The sequence below is a fragment of the Arthrobacter sp. NPDC058097 genome (assembly GCF_042884885.1).
In the GTDB taxonomy this organism is placed as follows: Bacteria; Actinomycetota; Actinomycetes; order Actinomycetales; family Micrococcaceae; genus Arthrobacter.
This window is the reverse complement of sequence record NZ_JBHVSZ010000017.1, coordinates 59,658-84,257: the sequence shown is the minus strand read 5'-3', so window position 1 is coordinate 84,257 and position 24,600 is coordinate 59,658. Positions and strand designations below refer to the sequence as shown.

Annotated in this window: 21 protein-coding genes; 13 read left to right on the top strand and 8 right to left on the bottom strand. The window is 67.3% G+C overall.

Translation table 11 applies throughout. The features are described from left to right. Positions 1–123 precede the first annotated feature (123 nt). Positions 124–882: a histidine phosphatase family protein gene (locus ACFVTE_RS22435; protein WP_387104527.1), complete on the top strand. Its 759-nt coding sequence runs from the start codon at positions 124–126 to the stop codon at positions 880–882. Beyond that, positions 866–1,861: an NAD(P)H-hydrate dehydratase gene (locus tag ACFVTE_RS22430; RefSeq protein ID WP_387104492.1), complete on the top strand. Its 996-nt coding sequence runs from the start codon at positions 866–868 to the stop codon at positions 1,859–1,861. Before ACFVTE_RS22435 ends, ACFVTE_RS22430 begins: the two co-directional genes overlap by 17 nt. A gap of 16 nt (positions 1,862–1,877) precedes the next feature. Here ACFVTE_RS22430 and ACFVTE_RS22425 read toward each other — a convergent pair whose 3' ends face one another. Further along, positions 1,878–3,296 (bottom strand): ABC transporter substrate-binding protein, encoded by a 1,419-nt coding sequence (locus ACFVTE_RS22425; RefSeq protein WP_387104490.1) that lies wholly within the window; start codon positions 3,294–3,296, stop codon positions 1,878–1,880. Positions 3,297–3,881: 585 nt separating this feature from the next. Between ACFVTE_RS22425 and ACFVTE_RS22420 the strand changes: the two genes are divergently transcribed. The 4 genes from ACFVTE_RS22420 (at position 3,882) to ctaD (ending at position 7,394) form a co-directional block, all read left to right on the top strand. After that, complete coding sequence (locus tag ACFVTE_RS22420) at positions 3,882–4,304, top strand: hypothetical protein (protein ID WP_387104488.1); 423 nt, start codon at positions 3,882–3,884, stop codon at positions 4,302–4,304. A gap of 78 nt (positions 4,305–4,382) precedes the next feature. Next, complete coding sequence (locus tag ACFVTE_RS22415; RefSeq protein WP_387104485.1) at positions 4,383–4,799, top strand: CBS domain-containing protein; 417 nt, start codon at positions 4,383–4,385, stop codon at positions 4,797–4,799. Between the two features lie 162 nt (positions 4,800–4,961). Next, positions 4,962–5,327 carry a LuxR family transcriptional regulator gene (locus tag ACFVTE_RS22410; RefSeq protein WP_387104482.1) on the top strand — a complete coding sequence of 122 codons (366 nt, stop codon included), beginning with the start codon at positions 4,962–4,964 and terminating at the stop codon, positions 5,325–5,327. Positions 5,328–5,642: 315 nt separating this feature from the next. Next, a complete protein-coding gene (ctaD, locus tag ACFVTE_RS22405; protein ID WP_387104481.1) occupies positions 5,643–7,394 on the top strand; it encodes a cytochrome c oxidase subunit I in 1,752 nt (583 codons plus the stop codon). Positions 7,395–7,477: 83 nt separating this feature from the next. On the opposite strand, the gene ACFVTE_RS22400 is transcribed toward ctaD, so the two are convergent. Beyond that, positions 7,478–7,816, bottom strand: a complete 339-nt coding sequence (locus tag ACFVTE_RS22400; protein WP_387104480.1) for a hypothetical protein — start codon at positions 7,814–7,816, stop codon at positions 7,478–7,480. A gap of 226 nt (positions 7,817–8,042) precedes the next feature. After that, on the bottom strand, positions 8,043–8,225 hold the full coding sequence (locus ACFVTE_RS22395; RefSeq protein WP_377997570.1) for a hypothetical protein: 183 nt from the start codon (positions 8,223–8,225) through the stop codon (positions 8,043–8,045). Between the two features lie 198 nt (positions 8,226–8,423). Between ACFVTE_RS22395 and ACFVTE_RS22390 the strand changes: the two genes are divergently transcribed. From ACFVTE_RS22390 to ACFVTE_RS22380, 3 genes are all read left to right on the top strand, one after another. Beyond that, positions 8,424–10,664, top strand: a complete 2,241-nt coding sequence (locus ACFVTE_RS22390; protein WP_387104478.1) for a S9 family peptidase — start codon at positions 8,424–8,426, stop codon at positions 10,662–10,664. A gap of 183 nt (positions 10,665–10,847) precedes the next feature. Then, complete coding sequence (locus ACFVTE_RS22385; RefSeq protein ID WP_387104476.1) at positions 10,848–11,639, top strand: peptidoglycan-binding protein; 792 nt, start codon at positions 10,848–10,850, stop codon at positions 11,637–11,639. A 7-nt stretch (positions 11,640–11,646) separates the two neighbouring features. Next, positions 11,647–14,301: a hypothetical protein gene (locus ACFVTE_RS22380; protein WP_387104473.1), complete on the top strand. Its 2,655-nt coding sequence runs from the start codon at positions 11,647–11,649 to the stop codon at positions 14,299–14,301. Positions 14,302–14,458: 157 nt separating this feature from the next. On the opposite strand, the gene ACFVTE_RS22375 is transcribed toward ACFVTE_RS22380, so the two are convergent. Then, on the bottom strand, positions 14,459–15,265 hold the full coding sequence (locus ACFVTE_RS22375; RefSeq protein ID WP_387104526.1) for a methyltransferase domain-containing protein: 807 nt from the start codon (positions 15,263–15,265) through the stop codon (positions 14,459–14,461). Between the two features lie 66 nt (positions 15,266–15,331). After that, positions 15,332–15,706: an STAS/SEC14 domain-containing protein gene (locus ACFVTE_RS22370; RefSeq protein ID WP_387104471.1), complete on the bottom strand. Its 375-nt coding sequence runs from the start codon at positions 15,704–15,706 to the stop codon at positions 15,332–15,334. 136 nt (positions 15,707–15,842) lie between these two features. Between ACFVTE_RS22370 and ACFVTE_RS22365 the strand changes: the two genes are divergently transcribed. Then, positions 15,843–17,555, top strand: a complete 1,713-nt coding sequence (locus ACFVTE_RS22365) for an ATP-binding protein (protein ID WP_387104469.1) — start codon at positions 15,843–15,845, stop codon at positions 17,553–17,555. Between the two features lie 125 nt (positions 17,556–17,680). Here ACFVTE_RS22365 and ACFVTE_RS22360 read toward each other — a convergent pair whose 3' ends face one another. After that, positions 17,681–17,839 (bottom strand): hypothetical protein, encoded by a 159-nt coding sequence (locus ACFVTE_RS22360; RefSeq protein ID WP_331572277.1) that lies wholly within the window; start codon positions 17,837–17,839, stop codon positions 17,681–17,683. A 213-nt stretch (positions 17,840–18,052) separates the two neighbouring features. Between ACFVTE_RS22360 and ACFVTE_RS22355 the strand changes: the two genes are divergently transcribed. From ACFVTE_RS22355 to ACFVTE_RS22345, 3 genes are read left to right on the top strand one after another with little or no spacing between them, the layout of a single operon-like run. After that, positions 18,053–19,120: a hypothetical protein gene (locus tag ACFVTE_RS22355; protein ID WP_387104465.1), complete on the top strand. Its 1,068-nt coding sequence runs from the start codon at positions 18,053–18,055 to the stop codon at positions 19,118–19,120. After that, complete coding sequence (locus ACFVTE_RS22350; RefSeq protein ID WP_387104462.1) at positions 19,121–19,552, top strand: hypothetical protein; 432 nt, start codon at positions 19,121–19,123, stop codon at positions 19,550–19,552. Further along, positions 19,542–21,077, top strand: a complete 1,536-nt coding sequence (locus ACFVTE_RS22345; protein ID WP_387104524.1) for a putative bifunctional diguanylate cyclase/phosphodiesterase — start codon at positions 19,542–19,544, stop codon at positions 21,075–21,077. The genes ACFVTE_RS22350 and ACFVTE_RS22345 overlap by 11 nt, the downstream gene beginning before the upstream one ends. Positions 21,078–21,146: 69 nt before the next feature. Here the strand turns inward: ACFVTE_RS22345 and ACFVTE_RS22340 are convergent, their stop codons facing one another. Then, positions 21,147–22,301, bottom strand: coding sequence for an acetate kinase (locus tag ACFVTE_RS22340; RefSeq protein ID WP_387104459.1), 1,155 nt, complete (start codon positions 22,299–22,301; stop codon positions 21,147–21,149). A gap of 8 nt (positions 22,302–22,309) precedes the next feature. Then, positions 22,310–24,448 carry a phosphate acetyltransferase gene (gene pta / locus ACFVTE_RS22335; RefSeq protein WP_387104456.1) on the bottom strand — a complete coding sequence of 713 codons (2,139 nt, stop codon included), beginning with the start codon at positions 24,446–24,448 and terminating at the stop codon, positions 22,310–22,312. Positions 24,449–24,600: the final 152 nt, after the last annotated feature.

Genomic DNA, 24,600 nt, shown 5'->3' with positions numbered 1-24,600 from the left:
TACTCTGCTGCCATTCCGGGTACGGCACTAGTAACGTGGAAAATTCGCAGGCCTAGGCTGAACGGGAGTGCAATCGTGGGACAGAACGGAACCTCCGCTGACGGAACGCACAAGGACGCCCCGGTGCCCGCTGCCTGGACCGCCGGCGCCGTCGAGCTCATCCTCGTCCGGCACGGCGAGAGCCAGGGCAATGTGGCCGCCACAGACGCCACGGTTTCCGGCGCTGAGGTGATCGCTGTCCCGGCCCGTGATGCCGACGTCGAGCTTTCCTCCACGGGCCGGGAGCAGGTGACGGCCCTGGGCCGCGCACTGGCGGCGGTACCGGAGGACCGGCGGCCCGACGTCGTCATTTCCTCCCCGTACATGCGCGCCTACCAGACGGCGGAGATCGCCGTGGAAACGGCAGGCTGGCCGGTCCCGGTCCGTTCGGACGAGCGCCTCCGCGACCGCGAGCTGGGCATCCTGGACATGCTCACTGCCTTTGGCGTGGAAACCCGGCTTCCCCAGGAGGCAGAACGACGGCGGTGGCTGGGCAAGTTCTATTACCGTCCGCCGGGCGGGGAATCGTGGGCGGATGTGGCTCTGCGGCTCCGTTCCGTCATCGGCGAACTGAACGCGCTGGGCAGCGGCCACCGCGTGATGCTGGTGTGCCACGACGCCGTCGTCATGCTGTTCCGCTACATCCTGGAAGGCATGTCGGAACGGGAGCTCCTCGACGTGGCGGCCAGCACCCCCGTACTGAATGCCTCGCTGACCCGCTATGTGCGGCCGGAGGGTGTGGGCCCGTGGACGCTGGAGAGCTTCAACGTGGCCGAGCACCTCATGGAGCAGGGCGTCGAAGTGACCGAACATGCCGGGGACGCCAATGTCCACCCGCGCTGAGCCCAGTGAGACAGCCGCCAAAGGTTCCGCCAGCCCCGCGGCAACCCTGATCACGCCGACGCTCCTGCGCAGCTGGCCGCTGCCCTCCGCGGGGTCCGACAAATACTCCCGCGGCGCCGTGCTGGTCATCGGCGGAGGCCGGCGCACCCCGGGTGCCGCGTTGCTCGCCGGTACGGCCGCACTTCGCGTCGGAGCGGGCCGGGTGACCCTGGCCGTGGCGGAGCCGGTGGCGGTTCAGCTGGCCGTGACGTTGCCGGAGGCGGGGGTGATCGGGCTGCCGCAGTCCGCGGGCGGCTCCGTGGGTGACTCCGGGCTCGAGAACCTGCTGCCGGACCTCGATGCTGCGGACACCGTGCTGATCGGCCCCGGCCTGGATGACATCGGGCAGACCGAGGCGCTGCTCCGTGGATTGCTGCAGCATCAGTCCTCGCGCGATCCGGAACGGGGCGCCGGGCCGACCGTGGTGCTTGATGCCTACGCTCTGGGCGCCCTCCCCCGGCTGGTTGATGAACTGGATCCATGGGCGGGCCGGCTGATCCTCACCCCGAACCCCACCGAGGCCGCGATCCTGCTGGGCCGGGATACCGGGGACCTGGCGTCCGACGTCGTCGAACTCGCCGGAAAGTACCGTGCGGTGGTGAGCTGCCAGGGCGTGATTGCCGGGCCACCCCGTGTGGGACCGGCCGCCGGCAACCCCGACGGCGGTTCTCCCGACGCTGATTTCCCGGACTCTGGAGACCATTGGGAAATCACCACCGGTTACGGCGGGCTGGGAACTTCCGGCAGCGGCGACATTCTGGCCGGTGCCATCGCCGGGCTCCGGGCGCGGGGAACCAGTGACGCCCAGGCCGCCTGCTGGGGCACACACCTTCACGCCGCGGCCGGCGACAGGCTCGCAAGCCGGGTGGGCAGCCTCGGCTACCTGGCGCGGGAACTGGCCGACGAACTGCCGCCGCTCATGATGGAACTGGCCACGTAGCTGCCGATCCCGGGTCTCACTTCAGCGATTTCAGGATCGAACGCAGCGACGCGGCGGCCTTCGTGGCCGCGGCCTCCGGCTGGGCGCGGCCCGCCGCGACGTCGCTGACGGCTCTGGCGATGGGCAGTTCAGCCAGCGCAGCGCCGGCAAGGTCGCCGCGGCCCTGGACAATCCCCCAGTGATTCAGGTCGTGGGAGGCCTGCAGCAGGGTGGAGAGAACGTCCTTGGGATAGACACTGCCGAACTGCTCTGTCCTGCCGGCCGCCACGGGGGTGGACATCCAGGCATCCGCATATTCGGCCGGCTTCGCGGTACTGCCCGAGCGCACCGGCACGCGCTCCTCCGGTGCAATCGCGAGCCAGTCGGCATAGCCGTCGGTCAGGAAGTACTCCACGAAGCGGCGGGCAGGTTCGGCGTCGGAATCAGCCGTCACCGTCCACGAGATGATTTCGCCGAAGTGCGCCGGCCGCTGCCCGTCCGGCCCCTGGAGCCCGGCCACCACTGCGGTGTTCCGCGCCAGGAACAGCGGGTCCTTGGCGCATTCGGGGCAGCTGGGCCGGGCATCGGCCCGGGTGCCGGCCAGCTCATCCAGCATGTTCGTCGGCCAGATGGCCATGGCGGCCTTCCCTGCGAAGTACGCCGACCGCACAGTATCGATGTCCTGTATGCCCGGCACGGAAAAGTTCCTAAGCAGGTCGCGGTAGAAGCCGAGCGCGGCAACGCACTGGGGACTGTCGAACATGACGGCGCCCTTGGCATCCACCATCTCGCAGCCGTTTCCCAGCGCAATGTGCTCAAAGGACTGCTGCGTGAAAGCCTGGCCGGCTCTGTTGGCCGCGACAATTCCTGCCAGCTCCGGGGAACGCAGCTTCCTGGCCGCGGCAACGATGTCCGCGTACGTCCGGGGCGCCGTCAACCCGGCTTGGGCGAAGAGGTCCTTGCGGTAGTAGATCAGCTGGTGCCACGCGGAACCCGGCACGGCCAGCTGCTGGCCGTTGTCACGCGTCAGTTCGAGTGCCCGGGCGGCCCACGTTTGCTCCCCCAGGCTTTGCACTATGGCCGCGTTTGTCTTGTAGTCGATGTGGCCGGAGGTCGCCATGGTGCGGACCTGCCCGAGCGACAAGGAAGCCATCACATCGGGAAGATCTCCGGAGGCAGCCGACGACGTCATGACCTGGTTGAAGCGGTGCGGAGGAACGCCCACGAGGTCGGCCTTCACTCCGGTGGCAGCGGTGAAATCCTCAATGACGAGGCGAAGCTTGGCCATCCGGTCCGGGAGCGTCTCGGTGGTCCAGACGGTGATGTTGTGGTGGTCGATGTCCTGTGTGGGCGCGGGTGGCTGGCCATTGCCGGGCGTGCAGGACACCAGGAAGGCCGCCGCCAAGGAGACCGCCGCTAGAACACCCGCCCTGATCTGGCCTCTGGTCCTATTCACCTGGCGCTCCTGCCATACCCTGTCCGCACTACGGAGTACGCAGGGCGTCAAACCCCGCGAACAACAAGGAGACCTGTGTGACAAGCGTAACTAATTGGCGCCGGGCTGTCAGCAGTCCGCGTTGACTGCAGGGCCGGCCCGCTCGCTCCGACGCCGGCCGCCGATGAGGGCGCACATGAAGGGACGGCCTCCGCTCGTTGAGCCGGAGACCGTCCGCGAGAGGATCCGGATGCTGCTGCCGTGCGCTGTTTGGCGCGGTGGCGTGCTCCCGGGCTAACCGCCCCTCAGGCAGCCTAATCAAGGCCCCGGGTCCTCCCGTTCACCGCCAGCCGCATCGGCTGGCTGTAGATGTTTTATAGCACCGGCCGCACCCTGCCACAAGGGTTCCGGCACGTTTTTTCCGCCGGATTCTGGGGCCGTCAAGGCATCGATTTAAGGGCACACGACGGCGGCCGGGCCGGCTGTCCCGACCGCGTTCCGGCCGGCTCGGGGTACTATTGCCCGCCCCGGCGGGCCGGGAGTATTTTAAGCGTGGGATTGAGCTCAAGCAGCGGGCGCCGATGCCCCCTAACCAGGAGCACGTCAATGACGACTATCTCCAACGCCCATCTGCCCGGCGAAGCGCAGCGCCCCTCCGGCGTTCCCTTGTGGTGTTCCCAGTGCCAGACTGATGAGCACCTGATCGTCGAATCGATCGAGGCCCTGCATCCCCCTCAGGACGGCATGGTGGACGTGTCCTACACCTGCGTCGAATGTGACCACTTCTACGCCCACCCGGCCGGGGTGCACGACGTCGCAGGCGTACTGAACCGTCACGGCCAGGTGATGGGCGTACTCCAGTTCGGCGGCGAATACTTCCACTGCGGCATGCCGATGGCCTCGGTCAGCTCGGGAACCAGCAGCATCCACGGCGCAGAGCTCGGCAGGCACCGCACCATCCACGATGTACACCTGCCCACCAGGCTGCTGCGCTGCGGCTGCGGATTCCAAATGGAAGTACCGGACTGAACGACCCCGGAAGGTGAGGTTGGCGGGGAGCGGCGGCAGCCCGCCGTCGTACGGGCACCAAAGTTGAGGAGAACGGGAATGTCCATCCTGGCACGCGACATCATGACCGGCGGGGCAGAGTGCATCGGCGTCAACGAGACCCTTGAGCAGGCGGCCAGGAGGATGAAGGATCTCGACGTCGGCTCCCTCCCGATCTGCGGCGAGGACAACCGGCTCAAGGGCATGCTCACCGACCGGGACATCGTGGTCCGGTGCCTGGCCGACGGCGGGGACCCCAAGAGCACCAAAGCCGGCGATCTCGCCCAGGGCAAACCTGTCACCATCGGCGCCGACGACACCATCGAGGACGCCATCAGGACCATGCAGCAGCACCAGGTGCGGAGGCTGCCGGTCATCGATGGCCACGACCTGGTGGGAATGCTCAGCCAGGCCGACATCGCCAGGAACTACCCGGAGGACCGGGTGGGCGAGCTGGTGGAGTTCATCTCCTTCTGAGCGTCGCCAACTGAATCCGGCGGTGCGGCCCCCGACGCGGGACTCACTCTTGAACTGGCCGCCCTTGAACTGACGCCAACTAGTTACAAAGGGTACTTAATTCCGGATACTAATCATGCTTACTATATTCATGCCCGCACTCGGACAACCGCAGGAGACCCTATGCGCAGACTGCTCGCCACTTTCACCTCCATACTTGCCCTTGCCGGTGCCGGGTTCTGGCTCGCCGGGCCGGCTTATGCGGCATCCGTCCCGGGTTCGCTCGCAGCGTCCGCCGTCCCGGCGACTGGCCGCGTGCCGGTTCAGGCGGGCACGTCGACGGCGGCCGGGACACCCGCCCCCACGGGAACATCGTCCCCGTCCGCAACCCCGTCCGAGCCTCCCGCCAACCCAGGCACGGGAGAACCGGCAGAGTCGGAGACAAACCGCCTCGAATATGCCCCGTATGTAATCGCGGCGGTAGTGATCATCACTCTCCTCGTCGTCTTTATCTGGCGACGCCGCCGCGGAAACAAAACCGTGGTCTAGGGGCCGCCGACGACGAGCTTTTCAACAAGGCGCACCACAGTGAGTTCCCGTTTCACCCATTTCATTTGAAGGAGTAGTCGCCATGACCACTATGGGCAGTGCGGCCGGTGCAAGGTCCCGGCTGCAACGGGCCGCCCAGGCCGTCGGGGGAGGGTCGGGTACACGGTCCCGCCACGGGCCATTAACCAGTAAACCTTTTGCGGGGGTGCCGCAGGCGCTATCCTGATGCCGTCGGTTCTGTGAACCGCTCACGGTCCGGCCGGCACCCTCGCCCCACACGGGGCGTCGAAGCGCGATGCCGGGGAGTGGCAGACGATGACCGCATATCAGCAACCAGCAACCACCACCGCCACCGAGGCTCCCATGGTGGTGCCCCGTAAAAAAGGGAACATGGTGGTCAAGTGGATCACCTCCACCGACCACAAAACCATCGGGTACATGTACCTGATCGCGTCCTTCGTCTTCTTCTGCCTCGGCGGTGTGATGGCCCTGCTCATCCGCGCCGAACTCTTCGAACCGGGCATGCAGGTTCTGGTGACGAAGGAGCAGTACAACCAACTGTTCACCATGCACGGCACGGTCATGCTGCTCATGTTCGCCACCCCGCTGTTTGCCGGCTTCACCAATGTGATCATGCCGCTGCAGATCGGTGCGCCGGACGTCGCGTTCCCCCGGCTGAATGCACTGGCCTTCTGGTTCTTCCTGTTCGGGTCAACGATCGCGGTTTCCGGCTTCATCACCCCGCAGGGATCCGCGTCCTTCGGCTGGACGGTCTACGCGCCCCTTAACAACACCACATTCACCCCTGGCATTGGAGGTGACTTGTGGGTCTTCGGCCTGGCATTGTCCGGCTTTGGCACCATCCTGGGCGCGGTCAACTTCATCACCACTGTTGTCTGCATGCGCGCCCCCGGCATGACCATGTGGCGCATGCCGATTTTCACCTGGAACGTCTTCATCACGTCCGTCCTGGTAATCATGGCCTTCCCGCCGCTGGCCGCGGCCCTCTTCGCCATCGGCGCGGACCGTCGTTTCGGCGCCCACATCTACGACCCCGAGAACGGCGGGGCGATCCTGTTCCAGCACCTGTTCTGGTTCTTCGGGCACCCCGAGGTGTACATCATCGCGCTGCCGTTCTTCGGCATCGTGTCCGAGATCTTCCCGGTCTTCAGCCGCAAGCCAATCTTCGGCTACAAGGGCCTGGTGTACGCGACCATCGCCATCGCCGCCCTGTCGGCCACGGTTTGGGCGCATCACATGTACGTCACCGGCTCCGTGCTGCTGCCGTTCTTTGCGCTCATGACCATGTTCATCGCCGTCCCCACCGGCGTGAAGTTCTTCAACTGGATCGGCACCCTGTGGGGCGGTTCGCTGACGTTCGAGACCCCCATGCTGTGGAGCATCGGCTTCCTCATCACGTTCCTCTTCGGCGGCCTGACCGGCATCATCCTGGCCTCCCCGCCGCTGGACTTCCACGTCTCCGACTCCTACTTCGTGGTGGCCCACTTCCACTACGTGGTGTTCGGCACCGTGGTGTTCGCGATGTTCGCCGGATTCTACTTTTGGTGGCCGAAGTGGACGGGCAAGATGCTCAACGAGCGGCTCGGCAAGATCCACTTCTGGATGCTGCTCGTGGGCTTCCACGCCACGTTCCTGATCCAGCACTGGCTTGGCGTTGAAGGCATGCCCCGCCGCTACGCGGACTACATGCCGCAGGACAACTTCACGGCCATGAACCAGTTCTCCACCATTGGCTCGTTCCTGCTGGGCGCCTCGCTCATTCCGTTCTTCTGGAATGTCTTCATCACGGCCCGCAGCAAGGAAAGGGTTGAGGTCGACGATCCGTGGGGCTTCGGGGCCTCCCTCGAGTGGGCCACATCCTGCCCGCCGCCGCGGCACAACTTCACCTCACTGCCGCGCATCCGCTCCGAGCGGCCGGCCCTGGACCTGCACCATCCCGAGCTGCGCGTCCGCGAACACGACGCCGTGCACGGCCCGGCGGTCGAGGTTCTGGGTGCGGCGGACATCGGCGAGCGCGACGTGCGAAATCCCAACCCGGACGTCTGACCCGGCGGTTCATAACAGACTGAGGCCCCGGACTCCGCTCGGAGTCCGGGGCCTCAGTCCAGGTTCAGTTCAGTTATCTCGCCTCAAGCAGCCGCTGCCACGGGGAAGCGGCCATCAGCGGCGCCCATGCCGCCGTCGGCCGGGGCCAGGACGCGGAGGTTGCATTCGGACTGCTGCGGATCGATGGAACGCGGCAGGTGGTGCGTTTTGGAGCATTCCCGCAACTGTTCAAGTGCGACGGGTTCGACTCGGGCATGGCTGACATCGACGACGAGCTGCAGGCCCTGACGGAGGTGGTTGGCGCGCTTCATAACGACGTAAAGAGCTTGGATGCTTTGGGCGGTTACATGTCCCTGGGCGGCGACCTGAGCCTCACCACAGTCGAGGTCCACGCGGACCAGTACCTTGAGCTTCTGGTTCAAAAACTTCTCCCCTCATGCGCGGCCGCGACGCTGCGACCGGGTCTAACCCTAGCCTGCATGTGACTCAGGTAACAGGAAAATTTCGAATGTTGCAGAAATGGGACTTTTCGCGGGCCCGGGAGGCGGACGGTCCCCGGACAGGCGAATGGTCCGGGACGCTTGGATGCGTCCCGGACCATTGGCGTCACGTGCTCGACGACGGCGAACGGCGAGGCAGGCAGGCAGCTCAGCTGCGGGTGGGGTCGGGGCGCAGCGGCGCGGGCCCGGGATCCGGCACCGGAAGCGGGCCGGGCGGCTCGGGCGTGGGAACGGGATTCGGTGGCGCGGGCCGGGACGGGTCCGGCCGCATCGGATCGGGGCCAGGCTCCGGCGGGAACGGCTCTGGTTCGTGCACTGGCGGGATGGTCATGCTTCCCCCTCGAAGGCTCATGTGGGTTCCTTTTTGCTGACGCGAGTTCAGGATACGCCCGGCGCCCAGGTGTGGACAGGTCCCCGGCCGCCGACCGCACAGGACCCCCGCCGGCCTGCGGGGAGCGTCAAAAGGCCAGCTTCTCCCCCGGTAGCGAACGGCGGCGCAAATGTCAGGGCGGCTCTATATATTGAGGGAATGACCCACACTCCGCTGCAGCAACCCGAAAGCTCGCCTGCCGTTGCCACGCCCCGGCCGCCCGTCGCCAAGCGCGTGCCCATCGAGCGCACGCACCACGGGGACACCTTCGTGGACCAGTACGAATGGCTGCGGGACAAGGAGTCCGAGGAGGTCGTGGCGCACCTGAAGGCGGAGAACGCCTATCAGGAAGCCCTCACGGCACACCAGGAACCGCTGCGCGAGGCGATCTTCCAGGAGATCAAGGGCCGGACCAAAGAGACAGACCTGTCCGTTCCGAACCGCAAGGACGGCTGGTGGTACTTCAGCCGGTCCGTCGAGGGCAAGGAGTACGGCATCCAGTGCCGCGTCCGCGCCCAAAACACGGGCAATCCTGTGGCGGACTGGACTCCCCCGGAGGTGGAGGCCGGCGTCGAAATTCCCGGCGAGGAAGTCCTGCTGGACGGCAACGTCGAAGCCGAAGGCAAGCCGTTCTTCTCGGTGGGCGGCACGGCCGTCACCATCGACGGAAACCTCTACGCCTACGCCGTGGACAACGCCGGCGACGAGCGGTTCACCCTGCGGATCAAGGACCTGCGGACCGGCGAACTGCTGCCGGACGTCATCGAGAACGTCTTCTACGGCGTGTCCTTCTCCCCGGACGGCACGCGCATCTTCTACACCGTGGTGGATGATTCCTGGCGGCCGTACCAGGTCAAGTCCCATGTCCTGGGCACAGCTGTCACCGACGATGAGGTGATTTACCAGGAGGACGACGCCGCCATGTGGCTGGGCTTCGAACTCTCGTCGGACCGGCGCCACCTCGTGCTCGGCATCGGCTGCTCCGAGTACAGCGAGACACGCCTGCTGCGCTTCGATGACCCCGACGCCGGCCTGTCCACCGTCATTTCCCGCAACGAACGCGTGCTCTACGAGGCCGAGCCGTTCCTGCTCGAGGGCCCGGACGGGCAGAAAACCGAACGCCTTCTCATCACCCACAACCGCAACGCCGTGAACTCGATGGTCTCGCTGGCGGACCCGGCCGAGTTGGCCAAGCCGCTGGCCGAGCAGGACTGGGTCACCGTCGTCGAGCATTCCGACGACGTCAGGGTCAACGGGGCGGGGGTCACCGCCACGCACCTCGTGGTCTCGATCCGGAAGGACACCATCGAGCGCGTGCAGGTCATGTCGCTGACCGGGCTGGGGACTGCCGCCCAGCAGGCTCCGGTGGAACCGGCGTTTGACGAGGAACTGTACACCGCGGGTGTCGGCGGTTCCGACTACGAGGCGCCCGTGATCCGGCTGGGCTACACGTCCTACTTCACGCCGTCGCGGGTGTATGACTTCGTGCTGCCCACCCCGGAGCAGCCGGCGGGCGAACTGCTGCTGCGAAAGGAAAGCCCCGTGCTGGGCGGCTACGACGGCTCAGACTACGTGGCCACCCGCGAGTGGGCCGAAGCCGCCGACGGTACCCGGATCCCGCTGTCGGTGCTGCGGCACAAAGCCGTCAAGAAGGATTCGACGGCGGCAGGCCTGGTCTACGGCTACGGCTCGTATGAGCTGAGCATGGACCCTGGCTTCGGCATCGCCCGGCTTTCGCTGCTGGACCGCGGGGTTGTGTTCGTCATCGCCCACATCCGCGGCGGCGGCGAACTCGGCCGTCACTGGTACGAGGACGGCAAAAAGCTCAGCAAGAAAAACACGTTCACGGACTTCATCGCAGCCACGGACTGGCTGGCTCAGTCCGGCTGGGTGGCGCCGGACCGGATCGCCGCGCTGGGCGGGTCCGCCGGCGGTCTGCTCATGGGCGCTGTGGCCAACCTCGCGCCGGAGAAGTACGCGGCCATCGTGGCCCAGGTTCCGTTCGTGGACCCCCTCACCAGCATCCTGGACCCGGAGCTGCCGCTGTCGGCTCTCGAGTGGGAGGAGTGGGGCAACCCCATCACCGATCCCGCGGTGTACGAGTACATGAAGTCGTACACGCCGTACGAGAACGTCCGCGAGGTGGCCTACCCCAAGATCGCGGCCGTGACGTCCTTCAATGACACCCGGGTGCTCTATGTGGAGCCGGCCAAATGGGTGCAGGAGCTGCGCAACAAGACCAGGGGCAGCGAGCCGATCCTCATGAAGATCGAAATGGACGGCGGCCACGGCGGAGCCTCCGGCCGCTACGTGCAGTGGCGCGAGCGGGCCTGGGACTACGGGTTCATCGCGGATTCGCTCAGGGCCACCGAGCTGCTGCCCGGCGCCGGGCTGAAGTAACCGCCGATGGCGGCATTGGGCGGAGAGCAGTCGGTGGCACCGGCGGGGACGTGGGCAGGAATTCCCTCCTTCGGGGCCGGTGTTTCCAGAAAATAGTAATCCTGCTTACTATTGACGGGCATACGGGCTCGGTGCACCTGTCCGCTGGGGGCTGGGAATCCGACGCCGGAACTGGAGCATAGCGTGAGCAATGAACAGGGATTGACCCCGCTTTCCGACGACGAACTGAATGCGCAGGCAGGCACCGCCCTGCCGGACAAGGAAGTCGCGTCCGTACTCGACCTCAACGCCGACCTCGACCTGGGCATCAGCGCCGCCGCACCGATCGACCTTGCCGTCGCCGCCAACGCCAACGTCGCAGCCCCGATCGATGCCGCGGCGTCAGCGAATGTCCTGTCCTTCGGTTCGGAGTCGCAGGCCCTCGCCGACCAGGGCGTCATCATCGACCAGGGAATCACCGCGGATGCCACCGCAGACTCCGTGCAGGACAGCACCATCACCCAGGGCGCTGACGGCGGGACGGTCGACGGCGGGACGTCGGACAGCGCCGCTGGCACCGACCCCGCTGCAACCGGAACCGACGCGGCTGGGGCTGGCACTGCCGCTGCCACAGCGGAGCCGGCGGCTACTGCTCTGCCGGACGGCACGCTTCCCGACGGTACAGTCCCCGACGGCGCCATCACCGACGGCGCAGGTGTAGGCGCGCTTCCCGTCGATCCGTCCACAGCCCTCGACGGCGACCTGCTTAACGTCAATGTGGACCTCGCGGCCGACGCCGACATCGCGGCCCCGATCAACGGTGCCGTGGCCGCAAACGCCAACGTCGCCGCGCCGATCGACGCCGCCGTTGCAGCCAACATCGGCTCGATCGACAGCGACGCCTTCGCCGTGGCCCAGCAGGACGCCATCATCACGCAGGACATCGACGGCGAGGCCACCGCGTCGGCAGATCAGCAGTCGGATCTGCAGCAGTAGTTCCTGAATGAGCGCCAAACGCAGCGGGCCGTCCGGCATGGACGGCCCGCTGGTCTCCCCCACACCCTCACCCGGTCCGTCTCCGGAGCCAAGCCCGACACGAGACCCGACGGCGGATGCCTCCTCCGCAGCCCCGGCGGAAGTCTCGACGGCGGCAGGTCCGTTCCCCACCCAGGCATCCCGGGCCGCCGTCGTAATTAGCCCTGACACCAACCGAGGCGAGGTCCCGGTGAGGGCGGAGGGTATCCAGCTCATTGGCGAGGCCAAAGGGTCCGGCTACCGGGAGGCACCTTCGCTGGTTCGCCGCGCCGACGGCCAGACCATCCAGCTCACGCGGCTGCTCTTCCATGTCCTGGATTCCATTGATGGCGTGCGGGATATCGATGAGATCGCCGAGGCAGCCAGTTCACGTTCCGGCCGGCTCATCAGCGCGGACAACGTCAGGACCCTGGTTGAGGGGCAGCTGTTGCCGCTCGGCCTCCTGCAGCTGGCGGACGGATCGCAGCCGGAAGTGCGCAGATCGAACCCGCTGCTCGGCATGCGGTTCCGGTACACCGTGACGGACCCGGAGCGCACCCGGAAGCTGACGGCCCCGTTCGCAGTGCTGTTCAATCCGCTCATCGTGGCGGTTGTGGCCGCGGGATTCCTGGCCTCGTGCTGGTGGGTCCTGATGGTCAAAGGCCTGGCCTCCGCCACGCACGAGGCCTTCGCGAACCCGTGGCTGCTACTGCTGATTTTCGTCGTGACGGTCCTGTCGGCCGGCTTTCACGAGTTCGGCCACGCGGCGGCCGCCCGCCGGGGCGGGGCCACACCCGGCGTGATGGGTGCCGGGCTCTACCTCGTCTGGCCCGCCTTCTACACGGACGTCACCGATTCCTACCGGCTGGGCCGCGGCGGCAGGCTGCGCACGGATATCGGCGGGCTGTATTTCAACGCCATCGTTGCCACCGCCACCATGGGAGTTTGGTGGGCCACGGGTTTCGATGCACTGCTCCTGGTGGTGCTCACGCAGATCTTGCAGATGGTGCGCCAGCTGCTTCCCCTGGTCCGCTTCGACGGGTACCACATCCTGGCGGACGTCACGGGCGTGCCCGACCTTTTCCAACGGATCCGCCCCACGCTGCTCGGGCTCCTGCCGTGGCGCTGGGGCAAGCCTGAACCGGAGGCGCAGGCCCTCAGGCCGTGGGCTCGCGCCGTCATCACGGCCTGGGTTTTGGTCACCGTCCCTTTGCTGCTGCTGAGCCTCGTGCTGATGGTCATCTCCTTCCCCCGGCTCCTGGGCACGGCGTGGGCGAGCCTGCAGCACCAGATGGCCCTGCTCTCCGCCGGTCTTGCCGAGGGAAACTTTGCCGACGGAGCCGTGCGTCTCCTGGCGATTGCCGCCGTCGTCCTTCCCGTGGTGGGCGTCGTCTATATGCTGCTCCGGCTGGCGCGGCAGCTCATCACCGGGCTCTGGACCAAAACCCGCGGCAAGCCGCTGCAGCGCGCCATCGCCATTGCGGCGGTCGGCGCCGTCACCGCCGGGCTGGCCTGGGCTTGGTGGCCGCTGCCGGGCACCTACCGCCCGGTGCAGCCCTACGAACGCGGGACACTCGCGGACGCCACGGCCGCCGTCTTGCCCGCCCTGGCTGGTGGCGACGGCGTGCTTCGGGAAGGCCGGACCGGTCAGACGGTGGCACTCTGGCCGGACGGCACGGCACTGCCCACCCGCGAGCAGCCGCGGCTCAGCATGGTCCTCGTGCCGCGGGAGGGGGCGGAATCGGCCTCGGCGCCCGGCCAGCCGGGCCAGCCGGGCCACAACGCAACGGACCCGGGCCAAGGCGACGCTCCGGCGCGGGCCGGCACGCCGCCGTCGTGGGTCTTTCCCTTCGACAAGCCCCCAGTGCCGGAGGAGGACGGCAACCAGGCACTCGCGGTGAACACCACCGACGGATCAGTCACCTACGACGTCGCATTCGCACTGGTATGGGCCGAGGACGGACCGGTGGACACCCGCAACGAGGCCTACGCATTCGCCAGCTGCGCGGACTGCGCGGCGGTGGCCGTCGGGTTCCAGGTGGTGCTGATCGTGGGCCAGGCCGACGTTGTGGTACCCGAAAATCTCTCCGCCGCTGCGAACTACAACTGCGTCCGGTGCCTGACCTTCGCCCTCGCCAGCCAGCTGGTACTCACGCTGGACGGGCCGCTCAGCGCGGACGGCATGGCCCGGCTGAATGCGCTGTGGCAGGAAATCGCCGAGTTCGGACGCACGCTGCAGGGTGTTCCGCTCTCCGAGATCGAGGGACGGCTGACCGCCTACAAGGAACGGCTCATGGAGATCGTCCGGACCGATCCCAGTGCCAGGCCCGGGACCGGCGCGGGGAGTCCGTCGCCAGGCGCCTCTCCTTCGCCCGGGGCCAGTAATCCTGGCTCGGGATCCCGGCCGGGTTCGCCATCGCCGGCTGTGCAGTCGCCGGGTGCGCCGGCGCCCGCTGTTCCCTCGACTGCTGCGCCTTCGCCGGGAACGACGGCGGACCCCGCGGTTTCGGCGCCCGGAACGGGAACGACGCCGGTTCCCGCCGTTCCTGCCCCTGCTCCCACGGGCGCGGCCCCGGGGCCGGCGACTACGGCTCCCGGCAGCACCGCGTCTGCACCGCCGGCCCCGGAGGCCGCCTCCCCGTAGAGTCCGCGCCTCGCCGTTTTCCCAGAAATGGCCGCCTCCGTAGGACCCTGCCCCGCCATTTCACCAAAAGTGGCCGCTCTGGAGCTCACCGGGCGGCCACTTTTGGTAAATCGGCACTTCGAAGGGCAGGTGGACGCCGGCGCGAACTTCTCGCGGTTCAGCGGGCCTGGAGCACCGCGAAGTAGCCCGGGATCTGTTCAGGGCGGTCAGCTGATGTGAGGGGCCTGGTTTCAATGGTCACTGGGCCGTCCTCCACTACGTCCCAGTTGGCCTCGGGAAACGCCCGCCGGCGCTGCTCCGTGCCGAAACGGCCGGGCATGGGCAGTCCGCGGATGGCCTTCTCGAGTGGCCCGGGGATGGACTGCAGCGTGGCTCCAAGGTGGCTGACGTACTGAATCGGATTCCCGCGGAAATCCGTCTCTGCGAGGAACACGCGGCCCCGCTTGCCCACGAGCGCATGCAACTGCGCGGCCAGGGCTGCCTGCGCGGGTTTCTTGAGTACGTGCAGGACGCCCCGGATGAAGATGTTGGCTTCGCCGGAGTACCCGGCCGCGGTCAGGGCTTCGGTCACGGCGCGCGTGCCCGCGGGCACCGTCATGTCGGCCGCCATGTAGGAGAGCCGCTCCAGTCCTTCGGATTCGGCGGCTGCGCGTGCGACGGCGTTGGCCGACACATCCACTCCCACGACATGCGGAAAGTGGGCCGCAAGGGCTCGGCTAAAGACGCCACTGCCACACCCTGCGTCGACGACCGGAAGGCTGGGGTCCAACTGCCGCGTCAGGTGCTCCAGATACGCCTGCAATTCGTGATCGCTGCCCGAATCCCACAGGACGTCGCCGCGCGCCCCCGTGGCCCCGATCCCGCCCCAGTACTCGTCCCAGGCCACGCTGGGGTCCTTGGGCGCGTTGGAGGACAGCTTCACCAGTTTGGGAAGCAGCAGGTATTTCTTGAGCGCCGAGAGCATCATTCAAATATATGTTGCCTGGGACACATCCACGTTCAGCGGTGCCGTGCGCCAGGGCAGCGGTAACTAGCCGACCTTCAGCCAGGTGAGCGCCTCCGCCTCGGCCGTGAAGAACTTCGTGGGGCACGGGAGCTTGTTGAGGCCCAGGAAGAAGTTGGCGATCACCCGGTCCACCGGCGACGCCCCGAGCAGCGCGATTCGTGAGGCCTGGCAGGGACGGCCCCACACGGCTCGGGCTCCGCGGCTCACATCCGAAGTGGTGGCCATGTCCACGAGCATGGGACGACGGCTGTCGCCGCAGAGCGCGTTGACCTGCGCCATGGCAGCCTCGGCGTCCGCCTCGGTAATGCTGGCGTCCCTGGCCCAGGTCAGCCGCAGCAGGCCGTGGGCATCCAATTCGAGGTTGAACAGCGTATTCCGTCCGGTGCTGTGGGAATTCAAATCAAACCTCCGCGGTGGCTAAACGTGGACAACTAACAAGGTACATCCCTCCGGGACGCAGCCATGGGCCCGCCTACTGATAATGTGAGTCCAAAATCACGGTAGCCTCAAAAGGCACTCGCAACACAGGGGGCACATGGTCCAGGCACCTGCGGAGTATGCCTCCGCACCTCGCGAGGCGGTGGTCGCGCTTACGGATTCCGCCCGTCTGGATTCCGTGGCGTCTGTGCTCAAGGACGCCGGCTTCACGGTCCGTATGGCCTCCGACGCCGGATCCCTCGCCCAGGAGCTGGAAGGCGACCGGGCCGCCGTCGTCCTTCTTGATACGGTGCTCACGGACGGCTACCGGTGGGAAGGCACACCCGTGCTGTTGCTGGTGGACCTCGGCGGCGACTTCGATCTTGCCCGGCTTGAGTCCTGGGGCATCGCCGACTACATCACCCGGGACGCCCCCGCCCGCGAACTCACACGCCGGGTGGAGACCCTGATCCGCCGCGCGGGGGAACGCCGCCGGATCCGGGCCAAAGCCGAGTTCCTGCGGGAAAGCCTCCGCAACGTCTCCGCCGCCATCCGCGGCACCAACAGCCCGCAGCAGATGGCCGGCCACCTGGTCCGCGGCTTTGGCGAATCCCTGGGCGTGGACCATGTCTGGTTCACCACCTTTCAGGATTCACGGGTGCCCAGGATCAGCTCCCAGTGGTCCTTGTCCGGCCACGCGAAGCTGCCGGACACGCTCGGCGCGTTCGAGGACGAGGCCCGCGAGCAGACCACCTCGCTGTGGTCAGCCGCCGAGGCGCTGGCAGTTCCGGATCACCAGATGGACCAGTCCGCGCCACTGGCCGAGGGATTGCGGGAGTGGTCCGGCCTGGACTCCGTCCGCGCGTCGGTTGCCTTGCCGGTGGGAGAGGGCGAGTCGGCCCTGGGGATCATTTGGATCGCGCAGCTCGACGGCAGGCGCGACTGGACCAGGGCCGAGATCGCGCTCATCCAGCACGTGGCCGGCAACTTGGCGCACAGCCTCATCCAGGGCCACCTGATCAGCGCTCAGCTCCAGGTGCTGCAGCAGCTCCGCGAGCTGGACAAGGCCAAAACGGACTTCCTGGCCACGGTCAATCACGAGCTCCGCACGCCGCTCACCTCCATCACGGCCTACCTCGACATGATCCGCGACGGTGCGGGCGGCCCCGTTCCGCCGGGCATCCTGTCCATGATGGACGTCATCTCGCGGAACTCGGACCGCCTCCGGAGGCTGATCGAGGACATGCTCACCGTCTCCCAGCAGGACACCTCCGGCAACCTGAACCTCAAGCAGGTGGAGCTTGGCCAGGTTCTGCGGATAGTTGTGGCTGCACTGCGCCCGCTCGCCGATTCGCGGAATGTCACCATCACCGGAGCCGACTCGCACGAGGACGTGAAGGTCCAGGCCGACGAGGCGCAGCTGGAACAGGTTTTCACCAACATCGTGGCCAACGCCATCAAGTTCACCCCGAAAGGCGGCCGGATCAGCATCAGCTTCATGTCGGCAGCCTCGGAAGCCGGCAGCCCGTGTGCCGTCGTGAACGTCACGGACACCGGCGTCGGGATTCCGGAGCAGGAAATCGCGCAGGTGTTCACCCGTTTCTACCGGGCGTCCAACGCCTCCTCCGCGGCCATCCCGGGCAGCGGGCTCGGTCTGGCCATTGCGCACGACATCGTCCGTCGCCACGGCGGTTCGCTGGACCTCTCCTCCGTGCTGGGTGAGGGAACCACCGTTTCTGTGAACCTGCCGGTCGACGGCCCCCAGTCCGATGAAATTGACGACGACGAGGCCGACGGCGACGACGCGGCCGGCGCGCCCCAAACCGACTGACCGGCGCCGGCGGGTTGACCGGCTTGGGCGATTGACCGGCGTCGTCCGTCCCGACCCAAACGAAAACCGCCCCGGACCAGCAGGTCCGGGGCGGTTTTCGTAATTCCGGCTAGCTACTGCCAACCTTAGTTGGGCCACCAGCCGATGGTGGCGTAGTTGACCTCGCTGTTCGAAGTGGAGGACGTGGTGGTGTCCTTCTCCTTCGGTGCGGCGTTTGCAGGAGCAGCGAAACCTGCCACTGCAAGGATGCCGGTCATAACAAGTGTTGCGGCAAGTTTCTTCATCCGCTGTCCCTTTCGTCGTTTGTAGCCGTGAACCGAATTACACATTACGGGCGACAGTATACGGTCACTGGATCAAGGTTTGGTCAAGTCATTTCCTGTCAATTCCGCAGGATAAGCCATGTTTTTCCCCAGGCCCATTGCAATTGCCGTAACAAGCGGAGTTCAGCCCCCTTCCGAGGGCCACCGTGGGCCGGATTATGGATAATTGGGAGCATGCCTATGCAGCGCGACTTGTCACCGTTCGTGATCGCGGAGTTGGCTGCGCGCGAAAGCTGGAAACGGCGGGACTACCCCGCGGCATACGCCGAGGCCGGGCACGCCGCCGAACTGGCGCAGGAGTCCGGCGACGAAGTGCGCTGGTGGAAGATGGTCCTGCTGCAGGCCGAATGCCTTCGGAACCAGGGGTCTATCCAGGAGTGCCAGGAACTCGCAGCCAGCCTGGCAGCCCATCCCGTTGCCGGTTCCGCCCCCGATCTGGGCGCCCGGGCAGCAACCCTGCTGGCACATTCGCTGCAGGGCCTGGGCCGGCTCCCCGAAGCAGTGGACGCCGCCACCACCGCCGCCCGCCTCGTGGCCGGCGACTCCGAAAACGTCTATTTGCATATCCAGGCCCAGCAGGCCCTGATCGCCGCCCTCGCGGAAAGCGGGCGGCACGAGGACGCCTGGCTGGAGTGCCTGGACCTTGAGTCGCTGCTCACCGACCACGTGGACGAGGATACTGCCGGCAAGGCTTACTGGGTGATCGGCAACGTCGCGTTCCTCAGCAACCGGGTCAACGAAGGCGGCCACTACCACGACCTCGCCGCCGGCAAGCTCTCCCCCTCGCAGGACGTCGACCTGTGGGCGCGCTTCAACCGGGCCTCCGCGGAAATGCGCCTGCAGGCCAAGCTGGGCGACGCCGCAACGCTGCGCTGCATCGAGCGGGCCGAGCTCGCCACCGAAGTGGTGGGCGGCAGCGAAAGGGACATCCTGGAGATGTCGCTGGTCCGTGCGCACTGGTACTACCTCACCGGGGACATGGAGACGGCAGTAAACCTCCTGACCCCGCTGCGCAGCAAGTTCCCCATCCTCGCCACCCAGACAGCGGCGGAGGCCACCTTCATCCTTGGCAAAGCGCTGATGGCCCAGGGACACGAGGCGGAATCTCTGCAGATGCTTGACGAGGCGGCTACGCTGTTCGATACAGCTGCTGCACCGGAGCGTAGCGCCACCGTCCGTGGTTTCATCGCCTCAGCGGAGCCTTCGGACCGGCGCCAACAGCAATTTCTCCAGGGGGGGTAAATGCCAGAAGCGACAGTGTTTCCCGGTGCCGCAGCGCTGCAGCCGGAGTCCTCGGCGCGCCCCGCTCCCGTGCCTGTCGTCACCTTCACCGTGCTGCCCGACCTCGCCGTCAAGGCGGTCCTTCCCCGCGGCGCCGACCTGAACGAGACCGCGGCAGCCCAGCTGTACCGCCGCCTTGGTGAGCTGGCCGTGGACCGGAGGGTCGCCGTCGTACTTGAACTGACCGGCGTGAAGTCCGTAAACCGCGCAGCGCGAGCAGCCTACGCTGCAATCCCCTCGGTGTCCGCGTGGGCGATCCTGGGCGAATCCCCCGTGGACAGGCTGCTGGGGCACTTCCTGCTGGGCGGCGAATTCAGCTCAGTGCCGGCCCGCTATTTCACCGCCGAAAACGACGCCCTCGACTGGTTGAGCCGACTTGACGATGTTTTCTAACGACGATCCCCGGCTCGGGAAGCTGCTCGACGGCATCGTCCGGCTGGCCGCCGGGGAACTCCACGCCCGCATTGAAATTTCCGAGGCCAGGGACGAACTGGACGCGGTGATCATGGGCACCAACCTGCTCGCCGAGGACCTGCAGATCATCTACCAGGAGCTCGAGGAGCGTGTGGAATCCCGCACGCGGATGCTCAACGCCGCGCACCAAGAGCTGCAACAGATGGCGCTCACCGATTCCCTGACGGGACTCTACAACCGCTCGGCGCTGGTCAGCGCCGTCAACGCGGCCCAGGCCGAGGCGGCCGACGGCGGGCTGCCGCCGGCTCTGCTGCTGCTGGACCTGGACGCCTTCAAGAGCATCAACGATTCACTGGGCCACTCCATGGGCGACCAGGTCCTTGCCACGGTGGGCACACGGATCCGTTCATGCGTGCGCGACGGCGACATGGTGGCCAGGCTTGGCGGCGACGAGTTCGCCGTCCTGCTCCCCGCCACCACGCCGGCCAAGGCGGCCGCAGTCGGCAACCGCATTTTGGACTCGCTCAACACGACCCTGGAGGTGGACGGCAAGACCATCCGTTGCGGCGCGAGCCTGGGACTTCGGATTGCGGATCCCGGCGAAACGTCCGAGGAGCTGCTCATGGAGGCGGACATCGCGATGTACGCTTCCAAGGCCGACGCCCGCAACAAGCTGCGGGTTTTCGAACCGGCCATGCTGCACGCCCGGCAGCTCCGGAACCAGCTGGTGGGGGAACTGCGCGAGGCCATCGCCACCGACCAGTTGGTGCTGTACTACCAGCCGGTCATCGAGCTTGCCTCGGGAAAAATCGAGGGCGTGGAGGCCCTGGTCCGCTGGAAACACCCCAAGCGCGGCCTGATCATGCCCGACGAATTCATCCCTATCGCCGAGGAGACGGGCCTCATCTCGGAGCTCGGCAACTGGGTGCTCAAGAATTCCGTGGAGCAGCTGCGGCGCTGGCGGAGTTCCCCGGAGACCGGCCGCCACAACTTCGACATGCGCATCAACGTGTCCGCGGCAGACCTGCAGCGGCTCGAGTTCATCGAGGACGTCCGGGATGCGCTGACCAGCGCCAACCTCGAGCCGGCTCTCCTTGTCCTCGAGCTGACCGAGAGCGACATCATCAAGGGCAACGAGCTCGACCGATATACGCTGGCCAGCCTGCGGAAGCTCGGCGTGGGCTTGGAGATCGACGACTTCGGCACCGGTTACTCGTCCATCAGCTACCTGCGGCGGCTGCCCGTGGACCGCGTCAAGGTGGACCGGACACTGCTCACGGCCCTCGGCAGCGACCCCGCGCAGCCGGCCCTGATCGCGGCCATCCTGCAGCTCATCCGGGCCTGCGGCCTCGAGGCCGTGTGGGAAGGCGTGGAAAACGCGGAGCAGGCCGAGCACCTGCGGAACACCGGCTGCGTCAGCGGGCAGGGCTACTACTTCAGCCGGCCCCTTCCCGCAGCCGAGTTCACCGAACGCCTCGCCTGGCAGGACATCTGGCCCCGCTGATTCCCATCGGTTGCTCCGTAGATGCCGTTTTCCGGGCTGATAAGGGCATCTACGGAGCATTCGGCAGACTTAACCCCCGACGACGTCCGCGGTGGCCTCGGCGATGGCGCGCTCCTCGTCCGTGGGCACCACCAGCACGGGGATGGCGGAGGCCGGTGTGGAAATCACGCGGGGTTCCCTGGACCGCCCGCTGTTCAGGCCGGCGTCGAGCTCGATGCCCAGCGCACCCAGCCGTTCCCCCACCAGGGCACGGAACTGGTGCGAGTTCTCGCCGATCCCGGCCGTGAACACCAGCGCCTTGGCCCCGCCAACGGCCACGTGGTAGCCGCCGATGTACTTGGCCAGCCGGTAGGACGTGACGGCCAGGGCGGTTGCGGCGCGGGAATTGCCGGACTCGGCAGCCTCCACCACCGAGCGCATGTCGTTGTTGCCGGCGAGGCCCTTGAGCCCGGACTCGCGGTTCAGCATCGAGTCGAGGTCCTCGGCGTTCCAGCCGGTGCGGGCCAGGAACACGAGGATGGACGGGTCCAGGTCGCCGGAGCGGGTGCCCATGACCAGGCCCTCCAGCGGCGTGAAACCCATCGACGTGTCCACGGACTTGCCGCCCCGGATCGCCGTGACAGAGGCGCCGTTGCCGAGGTGGGCGATTACGCCGTCGAACTCCTCCACCGGGATGTCCAGCAGCGCGGCAGCCTGGTTGGTCACGTATTCGTGCGAGGTCCCGTGGAAGCCGTACCGGCGGATCCCGTGGTTGGTGTAGAGCTCGTCGGGAACGGCGTAGCGCCAGGCGTGCTCGGGCAGGCTGCGGTGGAAGGCGGTGTCGAAGACGGCCACCTGCGGCATGTCCGGCCACTTCTTGGTGATCGCGCGGATGCCCAGCACGTTCGCGGGGTTGTGCAGCGGCGCCAGCGGGTTGAGCCGTTCGATGGCGCGGGTGATCTCGTTGTTGATCAGCACGGGCTCGCCGAACCGCTCGCCGCCGTGCACCACCCGGTGGCCCACCGCGTCCAGCTGCCGGTCCCCCAGCACGTCGTGGATGGCCGCGTCCACCTGCTCCAGGGCTTCGGCATGGTCCGCCGGGCCCACCACCTCGCCGTCGCCCTGGCCGCCGTTGGACACGCCGATCCGCTCGATCAGCCCTTCGGTGAGGACACTGCCTTCGGCGACGTCGCGCACCTGGTACTTGAGCGAGGACGAGCCGGAGTTGATGACGAGCACGAGCATGGGGCCTCCTAAGCCTTGGCTGCTGAAACTGGGGACGGAACGGCGGACGTTTCAGTGGACGGTTCCAACGGGGCGGCCAGGCTCTGCGCCTGGATGGCGGTGATGGCCACCGTGTTCACGATGTCCTCCACGGTGCAGCCGCGGGACAGGTCATTGACGGGCTTCCGCAGCCCCTGCAGGACAGGCCCGACGGCGACCGCTCCCGAGCTCTGCTGCACCGCCTTGTACGTGTTGTTGCCGGTGTTCAGGTCCGGGAAGATGAACACGGTCGCCTGCCCGGCCACGGACGAGCCGGGCATCTTGGACTCGGCGATGGAGGCGTCCACGGCGGCGTCGTACTGGATGGGGCCTTCGACGGCGAGATCCGGGCGGCGCTCACGCACCAGGTCGGTGGCCTGCCGGACCTCCTCCACCGCTGACCCCGAGCCGGAGCCGCCGGTGGAGTAGGACAGCATGGCCACACGGGGCTCCACGCCAAACTGGGAGGCGGTCTCGGCCGAGGCCAGCGCGATGTCAGCGAGCTGCTCCACGTTCGGGTCCGGGTTCACCGCGCAGTCGCCGTACACAAGAACGCGGTCCGGCATGAGCATCAGGAACACGGAGGAAACGATCTTGACCCCCTGCCGGGTCTTCACGAACTCCAGCGCGGGTCGGATGGTGTGGGCCGTGGTGTGCGCTGCCCCGGAGACCATGCCGTCCACCACGCCCAGCTGGACCATCATGGTGCCGAAGTAGCTTTCGTCCTGCATGACCTCAAGTGCCCGGGCAAGGTCAACGCCCTTGTGCGCCCGGAGCTCGGCGTACCTCGCGGCGAAGTCCTGGCGCAGCTCGGAGGTGGCGGGGTCCACGATGTTGATGCCGGCGAGGTCGATGCCCCGGCTGGCGGCGAGCTCCCGCACGTCGGCTTCCCGGCCCAGCAGCGTCAGGTCGCAGACGTCCCGGCGGTGCAGGATCTCGGCGGCCTTCAGGATCCGGATGTCCCTGCCCTCCGGCAGCACGATGTGGCGGCGCTGCGAGCGGGCCCGCTCAATAAGGTCGTGCAGGAACCGCAGCGGGGTCATCCGCTCGGCGCGGGGCAGGTGCAGGCGCTCGAGCATCTCGGCCTCGTCCACCTGCCGGGACCACAGGCCCAGCGCGGACGCCACCTTGCGCCGGTGGCCGCTCCAGATTTCGCTGCGGACCTCGGACACGCGCCGCGACGTGGTGTAGGTGTCATCCTCCGTGGCGAACACCGGGAACGGGGCGGAGGCCAGCAGCGGGTAGATGTTGGCGTCCGGGGCCAGTCCGCCGGTGAGGATCAGCCCGGACGGCACCGGGAACTCGGGCGAGAACGACGACGCCAGGCAGGCCACCATCACGTCCGCCCGGTCACCGGGCACGATCACCAGCGCACCGTCGTCGAGCACGTTCAAAAAGTTGCCCACATTCATGGCGGCGACCTTGACGTCACGGACGTCCCGCTCCATGTCCGCCTGGCCGGCGATCTGCCGCAGTGCCAGCGCCGCGCCCACCTCACCGGTGGTGGGCCGGGCGATGTCCTCCAGTTCCGGGAACACGTACACCGGCCGGCCGGTCGCGCCCGGCTTCACAGCGGCAATGATCGCGTCCACGTCCTCCGGGTCTGCCCGGTTCACCATCATGGCCAGCAGCGAGCACTTCTCCGCGGCAAGTTCCTTGCGGGCGACGTCGACGGCGGCCGCGGCCTCCGCCACGCTGCGCCCCTTGGCGCCCACCACGGCGACGATGGGCGCGGCCAGGTTGTTGGCCAGGCGGGCGTTGAGGTCGAATTCGACGGCGGCGTCGTGGCCCGTGAGGTCCGTCCCCTCCACGATGATCACGTCGCAGTGCCGGCCCATCTCGGCGAAGATTTCCACGCAGCGCGAGTCGATGTCCTCGCGCCTGCCCGCTGCCAGCAGGCCGCGGACCTCGGTGAACGTCAGCCCTCCGCGGCAGCGCTGGTCGTCCAGGTCGAAGCGGGACTTCATGAGCGCCACCATCGGATCCGCGCCCGCGTCCTCGCCATGGACCACGGGTTTGAAGAATCCGATCCGGTCCGCGTGCCGGTGGAGCGTGTCCGCCAGGCCCAGCGCTATGAGCGACTTCCCCGATCCCGGGGTGGTCGCGCTGACATATATCCCTTTGGCCATGATCTGTCCTCTGGTTGGAAGCTCCTGCGTGGAACGTGCTGCATTGGACGCGCCGGTGTTCTGACTGGACGCGCCGAGGCACGCCCTCCCCCATACTTTCACTTGTTGCCGCGCTTCCGGGAGCACACAATGGTGTTGATTGCCACGTCGGC

Excerpts from the sequence above, each read along its gene's own strand:
- ACFVTE_RS22430 (WP_387104492.1), top strand. The coding sequence starts at position 866 with ATGTCCACCCGCGCTGAGCCCAGTGAGACAGCCGCCAAAGGTTCCGCC.
- ACFVTE_RS22420 (WP_387104488.1), top strand. The coding sequence starts at position 3,882 with ATGACGACTATCTCCAACGCCCATCTGCCCGGCGAAGCGCAGCGCCCC.
- ACFVTE_RS22415 (WP_387104485.1), top strand. The coding sequence starts at position 4,383 with ATGTCCATCCTGGCACGCGACATCATGACCGGCGGGGCAGAGTGCATC.
- ACFVTE_RS22410 (WP_387104482.1), top strand. The coding sequence starts at position 4,962 with ATGCGCAGACTGCTCGCCACTTTCACCTCCATACTTGCCCTTGCCGGT.
- ctaD (WP_387104481.1), top strand. The coding sequence starts at position 5,643 with ATGACCGCATATCAGCAACCAGCAACCACCACCGCCACCGAGGCTCCC.
- ACFVTE_RS22395 (WP_377997570.1), bottom strand. The coding sequence starts at position 8,225 with ATGACCATCCCGCCAGTGCACGAACCAGAGCCGTTCCCGCCGGAGCCT.
- ACFVTE_RS22390 (WP_387104478.1), top strand. The coding sequence starts at position 8,424 with ATGACCCACACTCCGCTGCAGCAACCCGAAAGCTCGCCTGCCGTTGCC.
- ACFVTE_RS22380 (WP_387104473.1), top strand. The coding sequence starts at position 11,647 with ATGAGCGCCAAACGCAGCGGGCCGTCCGGCATGGACGGCCCGCTGGTC.
- ACFVTE_RS22375 (WP_387104526.1), bottom strand. The coding sequence starts at position 15,265 with ATGCTCTCGGCGCTCAAGAAATACCTGCTGCTTCCCAAACTGGTGAAG.
- ACFVTE_RS22365 (WP_387104469.1), top strand. The coding sequence starts at position 15,843 with ATGGTCCAGGCACCTGCGGAGTATGCCTCCGCACCTCGCGAGGCGGTG.
- ACFVTE_RS22360 (WP_331572277.1), bottom strand. The coding sequence starts at position 17,839 with ATGAAGAAACTTGCCGCAACACTTGTTATGACCGGCATCCTTGCAGTG.
- ACFVTE_RS22355 (WP_387104465.1), top strand. The coding sequence starts at position 18,053 with ATGCCTATGCAGCGCGACTTGTCACCGTTCGTGATCGCGGAGTTGGCT.
- ACFVTE_RS22350 (WP_387104462.1), top strand. The coding sequence starts at position 19,121 with ATGCCAGAAGCGACAGTGTTTCCCGGTGCCGCAGCGCTGCAGCCGGAG.
- ACFVTE_RS22345 (WP_387104524.1), top strand. The coding sequence starts at position 19,542 with ATGTTTTCTAACGACGATCCCCGGCTCGGGAAGCTGCTCGACGGCATC.
- ACFVTE_RS22340 (WP_387104459.1), bottom strand. The coding sequence starts at position 22,301 with ATGCTCGTGCTCGTCATCAACTCCGGCTCGTCCTCGCTCAAGTACCAG.
- pta (WP_387104456.1), bottom strand. The coding sequence starts at position 24,448 with ATGGCCAAAGGGATATATGTCAGCGCGACCACCCCGGGATCGGGGAAG.